18 protein-coding genes and 1 tRNA gene are annotated in these 18,059 nt (G+C 72.7%); 13 read left to right on the top strand and 6 right to left on the bottom strand.

The features are described from left to right. Positions 1-45: 45 nt before the first annotated feature. Positions 46-2,448 carry a germacradienol/geosmin synthase gene (locus ACFV6D_RS27500; protein WP_380561436.1) on the bottom strand — a complete coding sequence of 801 codons (2,403 nt, stop codon included), beginning with the start codon at positions 2,446-2,448 and terminating at the stop codon, positions 46-48. Positions 2,449-2,792: 344 nt separating this feature from the next. Here ACFV6D_RS27500 and ACFV6D_RS27495 point away from each other — a divergent pair, with 344 nt between their 5' ends. Continuing rightward, positions 2,793-3,428, top strand: a complete 636-nt coding sequence (locus ACFV6D_RS27495; RefSeq protein ID WP_371518035.1) for an HhH-GPD-type base excision DNA repair protein — start codon at positions 2,793-2,795, stop codon at positions 3,426-3,428. Between the two features lie 137 nt (positions 3,429-3,565). Here ACFV6D_RS27495 and ACFV6D_RS27490 read toward each other — a convergent pair whose 3' ends face one another. Next, the gene (locus ACFV6D_RS27490) at positions 3,566-5,086 is read right to left on the bottom strand and encodes an MFS transporter (RefSeq protein ID WP_380493565.1); all 1,521 of its coding nucleotides are present in this window, start codon (positions 5,084-5,086) and stop codon (positions 3,566-3,568) included. Between the two features lie 132 nt (positions 5,087-5,218). On the opposite strand from ACFV6D_RS27490, the gene ACFV6D_RS27485 reads away from it, so the two are divergent. Then, on the top strand, positions 5,219-6,205 hold the full coding sequence (locus ACFV6D_RS27485; protein ID WP_380561438.1) for a helix-turn-helix transcriptional regulator: 987 nt from the start codon (positions 5,219-5,221) through the stop codon (positions 6,203-6,205). Here the strand turns inward: ACFV6D_RS27485 and ACFV6D_RS27480 are convergent. Both ACFV6D_RS27480 and ACFV6D_RS27475 read right to left on the bottom strand, forming a co-directional pair. Continuing rightward, positions 6,202-7,083 (bottom strand): hypothetical protein, encoded by an 882-nt coding sequence (locus tag ACFV6D_RS27480; protein WP_380561434.1) that lies wholly within the window; start codon positions 7,081-7,083, stop codon positions 6,202-6,204. The two genes, ACFV6D_RS27485 and ACFV6D_RS27480, sit on opposite strands and share 4 nt — an antisense overlap. A gap of 5 nt (positions 7,084-7,088) precedes the next feature. After that, complete coding sequence (locus ACFV6D_RS27475) at positions 7,089-7,607, bottom strand: YbhB/YbcL family Raf kinase inhibitor-like protein (protein WP_380339886.1); 519 nt, start codon at positions 7,605-7,607, stop codon at positions 7,089-7,091. 255 nt (positions 7,608-7,862) lie between these two features. Here ACFV6D_RS27475 and ACFV6D_RS27470 point away from each other — a divergent pair, with 255 nt between their 5' ends. Beyond that, positions 7,863-9,029, top strand: coding sequence for a hypothetical protein (locus ACFV6D_RS27470; RefSeq protein ID WP_380493569.1), 1,167 nt, complete (start codon positions 7,863-7,865; stop codon positions 9,027-9,029). A gap of 19 nt (positions 9,030-9,048) precedes the next feature. On the opposite strand, the gene ACFV6D_RS27465 is transcribed toward ACFV6D_RS27470, so the two are convergent. Further along, positions 9,049-10,614 carry a helicase HerA-like domain-containing protein gene (locus ACFV6D_RS27465; protein WP_380561432.1) on the bottom strand — a complete coding sequence of 522 codons (1,566 nt, stop codon included), beginning with the start codon at positions 10,612-10,614 and terminating at the stop codon, positions 9,049-9,051. Positions 10,615-10,816: 202 nt separating this feature from the next. Here ACFV6D_RS27465 and ACFV6D_RS27460 point away from each other — a divergent pair, with 202 nt between their 5' ends. Together ACFV6D_RS27460 and ACFV6D_RS27455 are read left to right on the top strand one after the other, a co-directional pair. Further along, positions 10,817-11,113, top strand: a complete 297-nt coding sequence (locus ACFV6D_RS27460) for a type II toxin-antitoxin system VapB family antitoxin (protein ID WP_063348635.1) — start codon at positions 10,817-10,819, stop codon at positions 11,111-11,113. Positions 11,114-11,366: 253 nt separating this feature from the next. Further along, complete coding sequence (locus tag ACFV6D_RS27455) at positions 11,367-12,047, top strand: LytR C-terminal domain-containing protein (RefSeq protein WP_208869181.1); 681 nt, start codon at positions 11,367-11,369, stop codon at positions 12,045-12,047. Between the two features lie 74 nt (positions 12,048-12,121). Here the strand turns inward: ACFV6D_RS27455 and upp are convergent, their stop codons facing one another. Beyond that, positions 12,122-12,757: a uracil phosphoribosyltransferase gene (gene upp / locus ACFV6D_RS27450; protein WP_063348633.1), complete on the bottom strand. Its 636-nt coding sequence runs from the start codon at positions 12,755-12,757 to the stop codon at positions 12,122-12,124. A gap of 164 nt (positions 12,758-12,921) precedes the next feature. Here upp and ACFV6D_RS27445 point away from each other — a divergent pair, with 164 nt between their 5' ends. The 8 genes from ACFV6D_RS27445 (at position 12,922) to ACFV6D_RS27410 (ending at position 17,930) form a co-directional block, all read left to right on the top strand. Next, positions 12,922-13,158 (top strand): hypothetical protein, encoded by a 237-nt coding sequence (locus tag ACFV6D_RS27445; protein ID WP_063348632.1) that lies wholly within the window; start codon positions 12,922-12,924, stop codon positions 13,156-13,158. 303 nt (positions 13,159-13,461) lie between these two features. After that, the gene (locus ACFV6D_RS27440) at positions 13,462-13,998 is read left to right on the top strand and encodes a tRNA adenosine deaminase-associated protein (RefSeq protein WP_380561430.1); all 537 of its coding nucleotides are present in this window, start codon (positions 13,462-13,464) and stop codon (positions 13,996-13,998) included. A gap of 63 nt (positions 13,999-14,061) precedes the next feature. After that, entirely contained in the window at positions 14,062-14,589 is a 528-nt protein-coding gene (gene tadA, locus ACFV6D_RS27435) for a tRNA adenosine(34) deaminase TadA (RefSeq protein WP_350876416.1), read from the top strand. A gap of 92 nt (positions 14,590-14,681) precedes the next feature. After that, positions 14,682-14,768, top strand: a tRNA-Ser gene (locus ACFV6D_RS27430). Positions 14,769-15,145: 377 nt separating this feature from the next. After that, positions 15,146-15,385, top strand: coding sequence for a hypothetical protein (locus ACFV6D_RS27425; RefSeq protein ID WP_380430862.1), 240 nt, complete (start codon positions 15,146-15,148; stop codon positions 15,383-15,385). Between the two features lie 92 nt (positions 15,386-15,477). Further along, positions 15,478-15,771 (top strand): Dabb family protein, encoded by a 294-nt coding sequence (locus ACFV6D_RS27420; RefSeq protein ID WP_063348630.1) that lies wholly within the window; start codon positions 15,478-15,480, stop codon positions 15,769-15,771. A gap of 338 nt (positions 15,772-16,109) precedes the next feature. Continuing rightward, complete coding sequence (locus ACFV6D_RS27415; RefSeq protein WP_244293642.1) at positions 16,110-16,892, top strand: RNA polymerase sigma factor SigF; 783 nt, start codon at positions 16,110-16,112, stop codon at positions 16,890-16,892. Positions 16,893-17,036: 144 nt separating this feature from the next. Continuing rightward, positions 17,037-17,930 (top strand): RNA polymerase sigma factor SigF, encoded by an 894-nt coding sequence (locus tag ACFV6D_RS27410; protein ID WP_063348628.1) that lies wholly within the window; start codon positions 17,037-17,039, stop codon positions 17,928-17,930. The last annotated feature ends 129 nt before the right edge of the window (positions 17,931-18,059 follow it).

Genomic DNA, 18,059 nt, shown 5'->3' with positions numbered 1-18,059 from the left:
CTGGTCGGTGGTGCGGGCGGCGCGGTGGTCCACAGCACCCTCCGGTCAGCCCAGGGCCGCCACCCCGGCGGCCGGAGCCGCGCCGGCCAGCGGCGGGCGCAGCGAGGCCGTGCCCAGGCCGGTCGGGCCGAGCGGCACCGTGGCGGGCGCGGGCAGTTCCTCGACCGCCGCCCCCGCCCTGAGCTGCCGCTCCGCGCCGAAGTGCCGCAGCAGGTCCTCCTCGCGGTACCGGCGGCAGTCCCGGTGCCAGACCAGGATGCCCGCGAGCCAGTTCTCCAGCTCCTTCACGTACCCGTCCAGCAGCTCCCGCGCTTCCGGCTCCAGCGCGAAGTCGTCGTACAGGACGGGGAGTTCCTTCGCCGCGACGTGCTGGAACTGGTCCAGCCGGGAGTGCATCAGGTCGTCGACGATCCGGACCGCCGACGGGTAGTCGCAGTTGAAGAAGTTCTGCACCACCAGGACGGCGTTGTGCACCTCGCCCTCGTACTCGACCTCCTTCTGGTACGAGAACAGGTCGTTCATCATGCACGCGTAGTCCGCGGCCGAGTTCTCCAGCGAACGCATCGAGCCGTGCTCGTGTACCCCGGGCGGCACGGCCTTCCCGTGGGCGAGCCGGCTCAGGCTCATGGTGAGGTCGGAGCCGAAGGTGGCGCGGCGCATCTCCAGGTAGTCCACCGGGTCCGGAATCCGGTTCTGCACCTGGTTGTTGAGCTCCCAGATCCAGCTCGCGGTCATGTCCTCGACGGTCTGGCGGAACTTCCGCCGGGCGTCCGCCGTCATCGGGCCGGCGGTGCGCTCCCAGATGTCGGCGAGGCCGCGTTCCAGGGCGTTTGCGGGCTCGGGCGCGGGGCTGCCGTCCACCGGCATGAACAGCGGGAGCCGCTCGTTGGCGAGCTTGGCGCCGGCCAGGTCGCGGGTGCGTCCGAAGACCACCGGGTAGTAGTCGTCGGCCCAGGTCCCCCAGGCCAACCAGGCGGAGGAGACGTCGAGTTGGTCTGCGGTGGCGTTCGGGTGGATGCCGGCCGCGCAGAGCGGGAGGTCGTAGTCCCGCATGGACGCGGCGTCCCAGATGCCGGATCCGGGGATGCCGGGCTGCTCCGCCAGCAGGCCCATCCGCTCGGCCCACTCGATCACCCGCTCCCGCGCGCCGCCCAGGTGCGGGTTCAGGGTGGCCTCGAACGGCAGCTTGAACTCGGGCAGTCGGGACGGCCCGACGGGCTGGTACGGCAGGTGGCCGTGCGACCGGGCCCGCCGGACGGCCGGTCCGACGCCGCCCGGGCCGACCGGACTGGCCGGACCGGCCGCAGGTCCACCGCCGCCCATCGCCCCGCTGCGCAGGATGTCCAGCGCCGAGGTGCCCACCCCGCCGATCGCGAACGGGTCCCACCAGTTGCCGGCGCCGGGCAGCGCGCCGCCCGTTCCCGCCGCGACGCGGCCGCCCGAACCGGCCGCCGCACCACCGCCGTTCATGTACCGGCTGGATCGCATGTGCCACTCGTGGCCGCCGGACTGCCAGTCCTGGAGGCCCTTGACGTACGCCAGCACCCGGGCGCGGCCCTCGGGGGCGAGCCCGGTCTCGGCGAACAGCACGGGCAGTTCGGTGAACACGGTGTTCTCGAACTGCTGGAGCCGCGAGGTGAGCAGGTCGTTGACCGCCTCGGCGGCCTCCTGGGTGGAGCACTCCAGGAACTTCTCCAGCACCAGGATGCCGTTGCTCAGCTCGCCCTCGTCCTCCACCTCCCGCTGGTAGGAGAAGATGTCGTTGCGCAGGTGCACGCCGTCCGAGAAGGCGTCCATCAGCACCCGCAGCGCGCGCGAGCCGGAGACCTCCTTCGGGACCTCGGCGCCGGCCGCGTACTCGACCAGTTGGGCGGACCAGGGCGCGCCGCCCACCTTGCGGCGCATCTCGATGTACTCGACCGGGTTGGAGATCCGGCCGGCGTTGATGTTGGCGAGCTCCCAGAGCGACTCGTTGAGCAGGTTGCGGGTGCTCTCGGCGAAGCGGATCCGCCAGTCCTCGCCCATCACCGGCACGGTGCGCCGCCACAGGTCGGCCAGGCCCGCCTCGACCGGGTTCTCCGGCTCCGGCATCGGGGTGGCCGGGTCGGCCGGCATGAACAGCGGCAGCCGGTCGAGGTGCGCCTTGCCGGCCTCGCGGTCGTTGCTGCGCTTGAACATGTCGAGGAAGTGGTCGTCGAAGAAGAAGACCCACACGTACCAGTCGGTGACCAGCGAGAGCGCCTCGGCGGAGGCGTCGGGGTGGGTGTAGGCGCAGAGCAGGCCGTAGTCGTGGGCGTCCAGGTCGGCCTGGTCCCAGATGCCGGAGCCCTCCAGCATGCCCATCTCCCGTGCCCAGACGGAGGAATGGGCCCGGGCCTCGTCCAGATGGGGGTTGAGGCGTGCCGGGTGCGGCAGGTAGAAGGACGGCAGTTCGAACGGCTGGGTCACGGCGGGCGAGCCTTTCTGGACGCGTCGATTGCACCAAGAATGGCCCGCCGACAGGCCGCCGCACCGGCGCAACGGAAACAGTCATACAAGATGACCAGCCGCCTCCAACCCGCCTGCGCCGCCCTCCTCTTCGCCGCCCGACGCGGGCAAAAAGTACTCCGTCGGCTCTCCCGACCGCCGGATCGGGTGTCTCAGGCGGTCGCTCCGCCAACGAACAAGCCAGCTACGCCAAGGCCCTGGAACACCAAGACTTCCCCTGCTACGGGCGTGTTGACCGCCTCCGCCCCCGCCCCGTCCACCAGACTGGGCGCCGACCCGACGTCAACTCCGAGGAGGGCAAGCCCATGAACGTCACCGTCCGGCTCGCACAGCAGCCCGAGGCCGACGAACTGCTCGGACGGAGTGCGCTGGCCGCGCTCGTCGGCATGTTGCTTGACCAACAGGTGCCGATGGAATGGGCGTTCACCGGTCCGTTGACCATCGCCCAGCGGCTCGGACGCAACGACCTGGACGCCCGGGAGATCGCCGTGTACAACCCGGAGGAGTTCGTCGCCCTCCTGTCCGCGAAGCCCGCCGTGCACCGCTACCCGGCCGCGATGGCCAAACGGGTCCAGCAGCTCTGCCAGTTCCTGGTGGCGCAGTACGACGCCGACGCCGCCGCGCTCTGGAAGGACACCCGCACCGGCAAGGAACTGCTCAGCCGCCTCAACGCCCTGCCCGGTTTCGGCAAACAGAAGTCGCAGATCTTCCTGGCCCTGCTCGGCAAGCAGTACGGCGTGCGGCCGGAGGGCTGGCGCGAGGCGGCCGGCGTGTACGGCGAGGAGGGCGCGCACCGCTCGGTCGCCGACATCACCGGGCCCGAATCCCTCGACCTGGTACGGGAGTTCAAGCAGGAGATGAAGCGCGCCGCGAAGGAGGCCAAGTCCGCGGCGAAGACCACGACCCGGACGACGGCGGTGAGCACGGCCGGGGCGCGCTGAAAACCGATCGCCCGGCCGGCCCCGCCGGGAACCGTTGCCGAGCCGCCGAGGAGTCCACCGCCGTACGGTCCACGGCCTCCCAGGATGCGCTGAGGGCCCCGGTCGCGCGGCGCGACCGGGGCCCTCAGCAGTGCCTGTCAGGCCAGGACGGGCTCCCGCTCGTCCGTCGGATCCGCCGCACCCGCCGTCGCCGGCGCGTCCACCGCACCCGCTGCATCCGCGCCGGCCGGCGCGACCGCCTTGCGCCGCGGCAGCGCGAACATCAGCAGGAACACCACCAGCAGCGCCCCCGCGACCCACCACATCGCGTGGACGAACGCCCCGCCGAACGCGGTGCCCATCGCCTCCGGCGCGACCACGTCGTCCATCGCCCCGAAGAAGGCCACCGACACCAGCGCGAGCCCCAGCGCGTTCCCCATCTGCTGGACGGTGTTGATCAGCCCCGACGCCGAACCGGCGTGCGCGCGCGGCACCTCCGCCAGGATCGCGTCGGTGATCGGCGCGACGATCAGGCCCATCCCCAGGCCCATCACCACCAGCGGCAGTGCCATCTGCCAGGGCGCGATCGCCGTCCCGTACCGGTCCGCCTCCCAGATGTACGTCAGCACGCCCGCCGCCATCACCAGCGCGCCGGTCTGGAGCACCCGGCGTCCGAACCGGGGCACCAGCTTCTGCACGGACAGCCCGGCCGCGGCCGAGACGGCGAGCGAGAACGGGATGCCGGTGGAGCCGGCCTTGAGCGGGCTCCAGCCGAGGCCCAGCTGCATGTACAGCGTCCAGACCAGGAAGAAGATCCCGCAGACCACGCCGAAGGCCAGCTGCACGCCGATGCCGGCCGCGAAGCTCTTCACCCGGAACAGCGACAGCTCGACCAGCGGCGAGCCGTCCCGCCGCGTCTTGGCCTTCTCGTACGCCACGAACAGCGCGAACACCACCAGGCTGCCGGCCATCGACAGGTAGCCCCAGAGCGGCCAGCCGGCCTCCCGCCCGTGCGTCAGCGGGTAGATCAGCATCAGCAGGCCGACGCTCGCCAGCGCCACCCCGACCAGGTCCAGCTTGAGCGCCCGCTCGGCCTTCGACTCGTCGATGAAGCGGCGCCCGAGCAGCAGCCCCGCGATGCCGACCGGCAGGTTGATCAGGAAGATCGGGCGCCAGGCCAGGCCGAACAGGTCCCACTCGGTGAGCAGTGCGCCGATCAGCGGCCCGGAGACGGCGCCCAGCCCGACCACCGCGCCGAACATGCCGAACACCTTGCCGCGCTCCTCCGCCGGGAAGGTCGCGTGGATGATCGACAGCACCTGCGGCACCATCATGGCCGCCGTGCCGCCCTGGAGCACCCGCATCCCGACCAGCATCTCGGGGCCGGAGGCCAGGCCGCACAGCGCGGACGCCACGGTGAACCCGCCGATGCCGATCAGGAACAGCCGCTTGCGGCCGTAGATGTCGCCCAGCCGGCCACCGGTGATCAGCCCGATCGCGAAGGCCAGCGCGTAGCCGCCGGTGACCCACTGGATGGCGCTGAAGGAGGCGCCGGTGTCCTCCTGGATGCTGGGGATGGCGATGTTGACGATGGTGACGTCCACCAGGTCCATGAAGGAGGCGACCATCACGATCGCCAGCGCGATCCACCTCCGTCGGTCCGCGTCCGCGGTCTTCATTCGGTACTCCTCATTCGTCCTGCTCGTCCTGCTCGTCCTGCTCGCTCTGCTCGCACTGCTCGTCGGCACGTCCACGAGGGTACGGGGCATGTAGGTCAGATCCTGTCCCAGTTGTCCGGCATCCTGGACGGCATGACGGACACCCCCGCACGGCTGCTGAACCTGCTGTCCCTGCTGCAGACCCCGCGCGAGTGGCCCGGCAGCGAACTCGCCGAACGGCTCGGTGTCAGCCCCCGGACGATCCGGCGCGACATCGACCGGCTGCGCGACCTCGGCTACCCGGTGCAGGCCACCATGGGCGCGGTCGGCGGCTACCGGCTGGTCGCGGGGACGGCGATGCCGCCACTGCTGCTGGACGACGAGGAGGCCGTCGCCATCGCGGTCGGACTGCGGGCGGCCGCCGGGCACGCGGTGGTCGGCATAGAGGAGGCCTCGGTCCGCGCCCTCGCCAAGCTGCTCCAGGTGCTGCCGGGCCGCCTGCGGCACCGGGTGGGCGCGCTCAACACCGCCACCATGCCACTGCTCACCGGCGACGGCCCGACCGTCGACCCGGACGACCTCACCGTGCTCGCCGGTGCCGTCACCAACCGGGAGCGGCTGCGCTTCGCCTACCGGGCCGGCGACGGCGCCGAGACCAGACGCAACGTCGAACCCGAGCGGCTGGTCTCGGCCGGCCGCCGCTGGTACCTGGTCGGCTACGACCTGGACCGGGACGACTGGCGGCTCTTCCGCGTCGACCGCCTCAGCGAACCCCGCGCCACCGGCGCCCACTTCACCCCGCGCCCGCTCCCGGCCGAGGACGCCGCCGCGTACGTGGCGGGCAAGCTGCGCCGCCAGTCACCGGCCCGCGCCGTGGTCGCCACCGTGCACGCCCCGGCCGCGAACGTCCGGCGGCACTTCGACCGGGGCGACTCCGAGATCGAGCCGATCGACGAGCACCGCTGCCGGCTGCGCTCCCGCACGGACTCCCTGGAGTGGACGGCGGTGCGGCTGCTGACGCTGGACTGCGAGTTCGAGGTGCACGAGCCGCCGGAGCTGATCACCCACCTGCGCACCCTGGCCGCCCGCGCCGCCCGGGCCACCCGCGCGGGCGGCCAGGGCCCGCCGGGCAGGCCCTAAGCCTCGATCCGGTACCAGCAGTCCCCCGCGCGGAACCACAGCGCGCCGTCCCGGCCGTGCGCCCGCACCCGGTCGAGCGCGCCGGGCACGCTCAGCTGCCGGCGCCGGGTCTGCTTCCACTCCTTGCCGATCAGCTGGTACCAGGTCAACTCGCCGCCGCTGGACAGGAAGACGCCCTGCCCGCCGCGGATCGCGAAGCCGACCGGCAGCCGGACCGGGCACGGCACGGTGGTCGACGGCCGGTCGACCGCGTCGATCCGGGTGAGGTGGCTGACCGACGGGCTCGGGTACCAGGCCAGCCAGGCGCTCCGGCCGTCGGTCGCGCCGGCCAGGCCCTCCAGCGGGTAGGACGGCAGCTTGTCCGGGCTCCACACCACCCGGCCCCGGGTGTCGGCGGCCCGCAGCCCGGCGGCCGCCATCGGGTGGTCGCCGTAGATGCCCTCGTCCCCGTAGGCCATCCAGATCCGGCCGTCCAGGTCGGTCACCAGCACCTGGACGTCGTCACCGAGCGCGAGCTCCCGTTCGAGCGCCCCGTCCGCGCCGTACACGGCCGCGTTGGGCAGCCACTCCTCCCCGTCCTGCTCGGCCCGGTACCCGGCCAGCAGCACCCGGCCGCCCGGCAGCAGCCCGAAGTGGTCGGGCGAGCAGGAGACGCCGGACAGCGGCACCCGCCACTCCCCTTGCGGGGAAACCACGACCGCCTCGCCGTCGAACGGCAGCCGGACCGGCGGCCAGGATCCGGCCGGCGCCAGGTGCTGCTCCGGCACCACCAGGAGGGCCAGTTCCCCGGCCGGCCCGACCGTCCAGGCCACGGCCCTGCGACCGGCCGACCGGTCCTCCTCGGGCAGCCGCCAGACCTCGACCGGATCGTGGCCCACCGTGCTCAGACCCCGTACTCGGCGGTGAGCAGCGCCCGCCCCAGCGTGTGGAAGGTCAGGTGGAAGCCGATCTGGGCCGCCGGGGTGTCGGCGGAGACGTCCAGCTTCTCGACGTCCAGGGCGTGCACCGCGAAGACGTACCGGTGCGGGGCGCCGGGCGGCGGGGCGGCGCCGTCGTACTGGTGGCCGGGGAAGTCGTTGCGGCCGTGGAAGGAGGCCGCGCCGGGCAGGTCGTCGTCCGAGGAGCCGGCGCCGCGCGGCAGTTCGACCGTGTCGGCGGGCAGGTTGAGGGCGAGCCAGTGCCACCAGCCGGAGCCGGTGGGCGCGTCCGGGTCGTAGCAGGTGACGGCGATGCTCCGGGTGCCCTCGGGCAGCCCCGACCAGGCCAGCTGCGGTGACCGGTTGCCGCCGGCGTGGCTGAACTCCCCGGCCAGTGTGCCGCCGTCGGCGATGTCCTGGCTGGTCAGGGGGAAGGACGGCACCTGCGGCAGGAAGTCGTACGGCAGCGGCGGGCGAACGCTCATGGGGTGGTCACCTCTCAACGGGCCGTGGACGGCCTCGGGCTGAAGGACGCTGAAGAACACGGTCCGACGGGCACGGCCTGTCGGACACGGTCTGTCGGACACGGCTCACTGTAGTGGGGTGCCCGTCCGGTCCGGCCGCCCCGATCCGGTCGCCCCTCGTTCGGGCCCGGTCCGCTCAAATCGCCAGGTATAGACCAATCCGGCCCCTGCGGCTAGCGTGGACAGCGCACCCGCCCCCAGCTCCGGAGCCGCACCGTGGAGTCGTCCGTCCTCGCCTTCGCCACCGACCTGCTCGACGAGGGCGCCGACACCTTCTTCGGCAACCTCACCGACCGCGCCGGGGTCGGCGGCGTCACCCTCGCCTCGGTCTACCACGAGGCCCGGGACGTCTTCCCGCACAACCCCCGCCGGGTGATCCGCTACCTGGAGCCCGGCGCGGCCTACTTCCGCCCCGATCCGGCCCGCTGGCGGGGCCGCCGGCTCGCGCCCGCCCCGTCCACCGCGATCGGCGACCGCGACCCCTTCGCCGAGGCCGCCGCCGAGACCCGCCGCCGGGGGCTGAAGCTGCACGCCTGGACGGTGTTCTGCCACAACGACCGGCTCGGCTTCGCCCACCCGGACTGCGCCCCGGCCAACGCCTTCGGCGACCGCCACCTCACCGAGCTCTGCCCGGCCGCCCCGGAGGTCCGGGAGTACGCGCGGACCCTGGTCACCGAGCTGGCCCGGTACGGCGTGGACGCGATCCGGGCCGAGTCCCTGCACTTCCACGGGCTGCGCCACGGCTACCACCACGAGCGCTACTTCGAGGAACTGGGCGCGGGCGCCGAGGCGCTGCTCGGCATCTGCTTCTGCCCGCACTGCCGCGCCGCCGCCACCCGCGTGGGCGTCCCGGCGGAGGAGGTCGCGGAGGCCGTCCGCACCGAGCTGCGCCGCCGGTTGGCCGACGAGGCGGCCGCCGCCGAGCCCGCCGACCTGAGCGCGCTCGCGGACGGCGCCCTGGCCGCCTACCTGGACGCCGCCACCACCACCGTCACCACGCTGGCCGCCGAACTGACCGAGGAGGCCCGGCTCCACGGCATGCGGCTGAGCTTCATGGACGGCGCCGGCCCGGGCAAGGGCTGGCTGTCCGGCATCGACCTGCCCGCGCTCGCCAAGGCGACCGACCAGATCGAGACGCTCGGCTACGCGAAGACCCCGGAGGCCGTCCGGGAGAAGATCGCCGCGTTCGCCCTGCACGGCGTCCGCCCGCAGGACATGGCGGTGATCCTGCGGCCGATGGCCTCGGACTGCGACGGTCCGGCGAACCTCGCCGCCAAGATCGCGACCCTGCGCGAACTGGGCGTCCCTGAGGTCGAGTTCTACAACTACGGCCTGATGCGGCTGTCCTCGCTCGACCGGATCGGCGCCGCCCTGGCCGGGTAGGCACCGCGGGGCCCGGCCGCTACCGCCGCCGCTTGGACGTCCCGAACAGGCTGCGCGAGATCTCCTGCCCGAGCTGCTTCCCGGCCGAACGCGCCAGGGACTTCACCGTCGGGTTGCTGAGCAGCGAATCGAGCAGCCCGCCCGCCCCCTTCGGCTCCTCCCGCCGCGGGGCGGGCTCCCGCTCCTTCGGCACCCTGGCCGGTGCGGCGGCCTCCGGCCTGGGCGCCCGCGCTGCCCGCGCGGCCAGCTTCTCGTACGCCGACTCCCGGTCGATCGCGTCCCGGTAGCGCGCCGTCAGCGGCGAGGCGTCGACGACGGCCCGCAGCGCGCCCGCCTCGATCGGCCCCATCAGGGACTGCGGCGCCCGCAGCCGGGTGGCCGCGACCGGCGTCGGCGCGCCCTTCTCGGAGAGCACCGTCACCACGGCCTCGCCGGTGCCGAGCGAGGTGAGCACCGCGCCGAGGTCGTAGGAGGAGCGCGGGAAGGTCGAGACGGTGGCCTTGAGCGCCTTGGCGTCGTCCGGGGTGAAGGCGCGCAGCGCGTGCTGCACCCGGTTGCCCAGCTGCGCGAGCACGTCGGAGGGGACGTCGCGCGGGGATTGGGTGACGAAGAAGATGCCCACGGCCTTCGAGCGGATCAGCCGGACGGTCTGGGTGATGGCCTCCAGGAAGGCCTTGGAGGCGCCCTTGAACAGCAGGTGCGCCTCGTCGAAGAAGAACACCAGCTTGGGCTTGTCCAGGTCGCCGACCTCGGGCAGTTCCTGGTAGAGGTCGGCGAGCAGCCACATCAGGAAGGTGGAGAACAGCCGCGGCCGGTCCTGGACGGCGGGCAGTTCCAGCACCGAGACGACGCCCCGGCCGTCCGGGGCGGTCCGCAGCAGTTCGGCGGTGTCGAACTCGGGCTCGCCGAAGAACGCCCCGGCGCCCTCGTTCTCCAGCAGGGTGAGCGCGCGCAGGATCACCCCGGCGGTGGCCGACGAGAGACCGCCGATGGTCCTCAGCTCCTCCTTGCCCTCGGGCGAGGCGAGGAAGGCGATGACGGCGGTGAGGTCCTTGAGGTCGTACAGCTCCAGGCCCTTGGTGTCGGCGTAGTGGAACACCAGGCTGAGCGAGGACTCCTGGGTCTCGTTCAGGTCGAGCACCTTGGCGAGCAGCAGCGGCCCGAAGCTGGTGACGGTGGCGCGGATCGGGATCCCGGCGCCCTGGCCGCCGAGCGAGTAGAACTCGACCGGGCAGCCCTGCGGGCTCCACTGCTGTCCGACCTCGGCCGCGCGGGCGGCGGTGCGCTCGCTCGGCGCGCCGGGCGCGGCGACGCCGGAGACGTCCCCCTTGACGTCGGCGAGGAACACCGGCACGCCCTGGGCGGAGAGCTGTTCGGCGATCAGCTGGAGGGTCTTGGTCTTGCCGGTGCCGGTGGCGCCGGCGACCAGCCCGTGCCGGTTGAGCACCCCGAGCGGGATGCGCACCTGGGCGTCCGGGTAGGCGGTGCCGTCCAGCAGCACCGCGCCGAGGTCGAGGGCGGGCCCGGTGAAGGCGTACCCGTCGGCGACCTCCCGGACGGCCGACGGGGTGAGGGCGGAGGACATCGGGGCACTCTCCTGGGCGGTGCGGGGAGGCGGGGCGGGCCCGGAACCCGGTCCCGGGCGGGCCGTGTCCCGATCGGAACCCGGCGATGTTCGCGACATTTCCCATCAAACAGCCGCAATCGCCCTCCCGCAGCTCACACCCGAGCGCGTGGCGGCGTCGCGGCGGCTGCGCCATCCGCCGCCCAAACGGTAGGCTTTCCGTGTGATCTTCAAGCGCATCGGCAATGGGCGGCCGTACCCGGATCACGGCCGGACGAGCACCCGACAGTGGGCTGACGTCGCCCCACGCCCGGTGCGGCTCGACCAGCTGGTGACCACCAAGGGGCAACTCGACCTCGAAACCCTGCTCGCCGAGGACTCGACCTTCTACGGGGACCTCTTCGCGCACGTGGTGAAGTGGCGCGGCGACCTGTACCTGGAGGACGGACTGCACCGGGCGGTGCGGGCCGCACTGCAGCAGCGCCAGGTGCTGCACGCCCGGGTCCTCGAAATGGAATGACGGACCCTCTGCACGGGCTCCTGGACCGCCCCCTCGCCACCCGGCGGAGGGCGGTCCGCGCGTACCCGGGTACCTCCTTTCGGGTACCGGCGTACTCCAGATGATGATCATTTAGTACCTTCGCAGCCGGACGGCACTACGCTGCTGACTACGGCCGCGACCAGGGGATCCGCCCGCACCACGGGATCCACTCGCACCAGCCGATCCGTCATCCCGACCCCGCCCTGGCACGAGGGGGAGACAAACCGTGAGCATGTTGACTCCCCAAGGCCTCAAGGGGAAGCAGTACCGCGTCACCGGCAACGCCTATCCACGACTCGGCCGGCCCCCGAGGAAGAGCCGCAAGGTGATCTCCGGGCTCGCGAGCCTGCTCGCCCTGGCCCTGATCGGCCTCGGTGGCGTCCAGCTCTACGACATCTTCAGCGGGAAGAACAAGAACTCCTCCGCCCAGGCCTGCGTGACCCCGTCGGGCAAGCCGCTGGCCGCCCCCTCCCCGGGCGCCACGCCCGGTGCGCCCACCGGCTCCGGCGCGCCCGCCGCCCCGGGCGACCCGCACGCGATCCCGCAGCCGGCCGGCGTCACGGTGAACGTCTACAACGCCACCACCAAGGGCGGCCTGGCCGGCCGGACCGCCGAGGAGCTCAAGAAGCGCGGCTTCACCATCGGCAAGGTCGGCAACGCCCCGGCCGAACTGGACAAGAAGGTGCCCGGCACCGCCCAGGTGATCGCCGGCCCGGCCGGCGCCGGCGCCGCCACCCTGCTCGGCTCGCAGATCGCCGGGGCCACCACCACCGCCGACGCCCGTACCGACGGCACCGTGGACTTCGTGGTCGGCGACAGCTACAACGCCCTGCTGGACGAGACCCAGGCGGCCGCCGCCCTCGCCCTCGCGACCAAGCCGTCCCCCACCCCGACCGCCACCGGCAGCTGCTGAGGCCGGTCGTCCCGCGCAACAGGAGAGCCCCCCGGCACCGCGCCGGGGGGCTCTCGTCCGTTCGGGGGATCCGCTCAGCCGGCGGTGCCGTACAGGCGGTCGCCCGCGTCGCCGAGGCCGGGCACGATGTAGCCGTTCTCGTTGAGCCGCTCGTCCAGGGCGGCGGTGACCACGGTGACCGGCAGGCCGGCCAGCTCGCGCTTCATCACCTCGACGCCCTCGGGCGCGGCCAGCAGCACCACGGCGGTGACGTCGGTGGCGCCGCGCTCGATCAGCATCTTGATCGCCACGACGAGGGTGCCGCCGGTGGCCAGCATCGGGTCGAGCACGTAGACCTGGCGGCCGGAGAGGTCGTCCGGCATCCGGGTGGCGTAGGTGGAGGCCTCCAGGGTCTCCTCGTTGCGCACCATGCCGAGGAAGCCGACCTCGGCGGTCGGCAGCAGTCGGGTCATCCCGTCCAGCATGCCGAGACCGGCGCGCAGGATCGGCACGACCAGCGGGCGGGGGTAGCTGAGGCGGGTGCCGAGCGTGACCGCCACGGGGGTGGTGATCTCCACCTCGTCGGTGCGGACGTCCCGGGTGGCCTCGTAGGCGAGGAGGGTCACCAGCTCGTCGGTCAGGCGACGGAAAGTCGGCGAGTCGGTGCGCTCGTCGCGCAGGGTGGAGAGCTTGTGGGCCACCAGGGGGTGGTCGACGACGTGGAGACGCATGTATCGAGGTTAGCCCGGGTCTGCACGCCTGTACGACTCGCCGCGTGCCGACCGCCCCGTCGCCGGGGTGCACCCGGCCGTATCGAGCCGTGACGCCCCGCGAATGTCCGGACGGAAGCGCCTCCTGTGGTATCAACCGGGCTGATCTGGGAATGTCACGTCTTATGACGAGCAACCCGAACGCCGGGGACGGCTCGGCGGACGAGCCCGCAGGCCGGTCGGGCAATCGCCCCGGCCCGCCACAGGACCCCCCGGAGACCGAGGCGGACCGCCGCAGGCGGCGGGCCGTCTTCCTGCGCGAGCTCACCGAGGCCCGCGAACTCCGGGAGCGGGTCCAGCCCCGGCGGACCAAGGAACGGCGGATGCGCGAAGCCATGCGGATGCGAACCTTCCGGATCTGACGAGGATCCGCAGCGGTTCCGGCGCGGCTCCCCCCGCAGCTCCCCCTGCGGCTCCGCCGACCGGCCGGTCCGGATCCGGTGGGCCCCGGGCGGTGGCGCCGGCGCCACACCGGCCGCCGGCCGGCCCTTCCGACACGACCTGCAAAGACGCGCTGCCGAACACCCCCCGCAAGGGCGGGCTTTCTGTCACGATTCCGATGGGACGGTCCGAACGAGCGGACCGCCTCTGGCGCGGGGGCGGCCAGATTTTCGCGTTGCCCGAGCGCGCCGACAGCCGAGACCGAGATCTTGGGAGTGTCCCTGGTGGCGTACTTCGCTGCAGTGCTTGCTCGCACCGAGGACGGGTGGGATGTGAGCGAGACGGAGCTCGACGACGTCGAAACCCTCGCCGACCTGACCGAACTGGCCCGCGACTCCACGCAGGACGACGACAGCGTCCTGATCTTCATCGAACAGGAGGACGCCTGGTTCGCCATCGTCCGGGTGGACGGCGAGGAGGACCCGCGGATCTTCGTGTCCGACGGCGCCGCCGCCGCCCGCAGCTCCTACGGCTCCGTCCTCACCGACGAGCTGGTCGACCAGGCCGGTGAGAGCGAGTTCGGCGACCTGGACCACCTGGTCGTCGAGCTGGAGGAGGACGAGGAGGCGCAGGAGCAGAACGAGGACGCCCGCAGCGGCGTCCCGGTCGGCCCGCTCGGCGACGCCCACCTGCTCACCGAGTTCGGACTGGCCGCCGAGGAGCTGCTCGCCCTCAGCGGCGAGGGCGCCGTCCCGGGCGACGCCCTGGAGGAGATCGCCGAGGCCCTCGGCTGCGGCGAGGTCCTGGAGGCGGTCCGGTAGCGGGCGGTGACCAGGCCGGTGACCAGGCCAGTGCCCACCGCTGGATACCCGACACTGGATGCCATGCAGTCCGCATCCGCCCCGCAGGCCGTCCCCCGCATCGCCCCCCTGCCCGCCCCCGTCCGCCCCGACCCGGTCCGCGACCGCTGGGCGGCGCCGATGCGCCTCGCCATCGCCGAGGCCGCCCTGGCGCCGGCCACCGGCGACGTCCCGGTCGGGGCGCTCGTCCTGGGCCCGGACGGCGAGGTGATCGGGCGCGGCCACAACGAGCGCGAGGCGGTCGGCGACCCGACCGCGCACGCCGAGGTGGTCGCGATCCGGCAGGCGGCCGAACGGATCGGGGAGTGGCGGCTCGGCGGCTGCACCCTGGTCGTCACCCTGGAGCCCTGCACGATGTGCGCCGGCGCCATCGTGCTGTCCCGGATCGACCGGGTGGTCTACGGCGCCCTCGACGAGAAGGCCGGCGCGGCCGGCTCGCTCTTCGACGTGATGCGCGACCGCCGGCTCAACCACCGCCCCGAGGTGGTCTGGGGCGTCCTCGCCGACGAGTGCGGCGAGCAGCTGCGCGAGTTCTTCGAGTCCCACCGCTGACGTCCGGCGCCGACTTCCGCCGCCGGGTCCCCCGCCGGCCGCCCGTCCCTATGGATTTCGTGACCGCGCACCCGTCCGGTAGAGTTCCCCTCGGTAGCGTGTCCGAGCGGCCAAAGGAGCACGCCTCGAAAGCGTGTGTGGGGGCAACTTCACCGTGGGTTCGAATCCCACCGCTACCGCTGGAAAGCCCGAAGGCCCGTCCGATCCGGACGGGCCTTCGGCGTTTCCGCGCACCCTCGAACGCGAAAAGGGCTCCGTACTCCGGGCTGATGACCACCAACGCCCGGAGAGTACGGAGCCTGGAAAGGGGGAGCGGCTCGGGGGGACGACCGCTCCCCCGGCGGAGTCCCACAACCGGCGCCGCGTCGGGGGGAAGCCGCGGCGCCCGGTCCCACAGCGGGGAGCTCCGGATCCACGCACCGGGGATTCCTGCCAGATCCTCGGCACGTCTTCCATCCTGCCGCCCGGGCCGCTTCCGGGCATCCGGAGAAAGGCCCCACTCACGGGGACCTTCGTCCCGCCGGGCGAACGCGTCGCACACTTGATAGCCCGTCCGATGGATAAGCTGCTTCCGCAGGGCCGCTCGGGGATCCGGATGGCGGCGGCCCACAGCAGGAGAGGACGACACCCGATGGCGCAGGCGAAGAAGATCGGCATGGCCCTCCTGCTCATCTTCGTCCTCTACTCGATCATCAGCTCGCCGGCCCGCTCCGCCCAGCTCGTCCAACTGGGCTTCGAGGGCATCTCGAACGCGGCCAAGGCGGTCGGCACCTTCATGACCGGACTGATCAAGTGAGCGCTCCGCTCGCATAGGGCCCGTCGTCCCGCCCCGGCGCACCGGCTACGGTGTGCGGGACCCTCTGTCCCCGTCCGCGAGGAGCGGCAATCGTGATCCGGCATCTGGTCCTGTTCAAGCTCAACGAAGGCGTCCGCAAGGACGACGAGCGCGCGCTCGCCGGCGCCAAGGCGTTCGCCGAGCTGGGTTCGCTGATCCCCGAGCTGCGCGAGTGGGAGTGCGGCTGGAACACCACCGAGCGGGACATCGCCCACGACTACGCGATCAACAGCCTGGTCGAGGACCGCGACGCCCTGCACGCGTACCTGACCCACCCGGCCCATCAGGCCGCGGCCGGTCAGTGGCGCGAATTCGCCACCTGGGTGATCGCCGACATCGAGGTCTGACACCCGAGGCACCCGGGTCCGTCCCTCGGACGGCCCGCCGCGCCCCGTCCGGCCACCGGAGGGGGCGCCTTGCTCCGCCCCGGAACGATCCGTGCGGCGCCTGGGCGGGAAGCCCGGTGAAGCCCCGATGCCGCACCAACACACCTCCGCCGGGTGCTTGCCCGACCTGCGCCCGCCTTGTGATGCTATGACCGGTTTTGCCGGACATGGCGAGGTGGTGAAGCAGCCGCGACACCCGATCCGCAGGGCCCTTCGTTATCGACTGAGGGAGGGGTGACGTGTCCGACGAGGTACTGGCGTCGATCATCAGCCCGGCCGGCGAGCTCCGCCCGGACGGTCTGCGCGGCCCCGGCGGCCGCCCCGCGGTGGACGTCCGGACGCTGACCCGGGTGCTGTTCGAACGGCTCGCGGAGCTGCCCCCGGGCACCCCCGAGCGGGAGCGGGTCCGGGCCGCCCTGATCGAGGTGAACATCCCCCTGGTCCGCTACGCGGCCACCCGCTTCCGCAGCCGCAGCGAACCGATGGAGGACGTCGTCCAGGTCGGCACCATCGGCCTGATCAACGCGATCGACCGGTTCGACCCCACCCGCGGCGTCCAGTTCCCCACCTACGCACTGCCCACCATCCTCGGCGAGATCAAGCGCTACTTCCGGGACAACGTCCGCACCATGCACGTCCCGCGCCGGCTCCAGGAGCTGTGGGTCCAGGTCAGCGGCGCGATGGAGGAGCTGACGGTGCTGCACGGCCGGGCCCCCAAGGTGCCGGAGATCGCCGCCAGCCTGCGGATCCCCGAGGAGGACGTCCGGGCCTGCCTGGACGCCGGGCGGGCCTACAACGCGGCCTCGCTGGAGGCGGCGCAGGAGCACGAGGGCGGACTCGCCCTGCTGGACCGGCTCGGCTACGAGGACTCCGCGCTGGCCGAGGTCGAGCACCGGGACATGGTCCGCCACCTGCTGGTCCAGCTGCCCGAGCGGGAGCGGCGGATCGTGATGCTGCGGTTCTTCGCCAACCTGACCCAGTCGCAGATCAGCACCGAGCTGGGGATGTCCCAGATGCACGTCTCGCGGCTGCTCTCCCGCATCCTGACGAGGCTTCGGACCGGCAACTCCTGGGAAGACTGAGATTGCAGCGCGTTACCCTCGCGTGACATCTTGCGACGTTCGGGTTTGCCGTGCACCGTGTTCCGGTATGGAGGGGGAGGGCCCCCGCCGGGAACCTCCGTGCGACGGCCCCCGTTCAACTGTCAGTCACAAGGGGGTGGGCGCATGTCCGGAGAGCTGGGCACTGCGGAGATCCACGCTGGTCAGGCCAACGGTACGGCTGTCGCCGAGGACCGGATCCCGCTCCAGCGGGTCCCGGCCGCCGCGCCGCCCGGGCCCGAGGCGCCGCCCGGCTCCGGGCTGGACACCCGGACGCTGTCGCGCTCGCTGTTCCTGCGGCTGGCCGCCCTGGAACCGGGCAGCGCGGAGCACACGTACGTCCGCGACACCCTGATCGAGCTCAACCTGCCGCTGGTCCGGTACGCCTCGGCGCGCTTCCGCAGCCGCAACGAGCCGATGGAGGACATCGTCCAGGTCGGCACCATCGGCCTGATCAAGGCGATCGACCGGTTCGACCCCGAGCGCGGGGTGGAGTTCCCCACCTTCGCGATGCCCACCGTGGTGGGCGAGATCAAACGCTTCTTCCGGGACACCAGCTGGTCGGTCCGGGTGCCCCGGCGGCTCCAGGAGCTGCGGCTGGCGCTCACCAAGGCCGGTGACGACCTGTCCCAGCGGCTGGACCGCTCCCCCACCGTCGCCGAACTGGCCACCTGCCTGGGGGTCAGCGAGGAGGACGTGGTCGAGGGCCTCGCGGTGGGCAACGCCTACACCGCCAGCTCGCTCGACTCCAGCCCCAGCGAGGAGGACGGCGACGGACCGCTGGCCGAGCGGCTCGGCTACGAGGACCTCGCGTTGGAAGGCGTCGAGTACCGGGAGTCGCTGAAGCCGTTGCTGGCCAAGCTGCCGCCGCGCGAGCGCCGGATCATCATGCTGCGGTTCTTCGGCAACCTCACCCAGTCGCAGATCGGCGACGAGATCGGCATCTCCCAGATGCACGTCTCCCGGCTGCTCACCAGGACGCTGACCCAGCTTCGTGAGGGCCTGATCAGCGAGGGCTGATCCTGCCCCGGGAGGCCACCCGTCGCGGGGGGGGGGGGGGGGGGGGGCGGCGGGGGGGGGGGGGCGGCGGGGCGGCCCGCGCGCCCCCGCCCACGGCCGCCCGGGGGGCGGCGACTCGCGCGGGAGCGA

It is taken from the genome of Kitasatospora sp. NPDC059812, assembly GCF_042732075.1.
Lineage (GTDB): Bacteria > Actinomycetota > Actinomycetes > Streptomycetales > Streptomycetaceae > Kitasatospora.
This window is presented reverse-complemented; position numbering and strand designations above follow the sequence as displayed.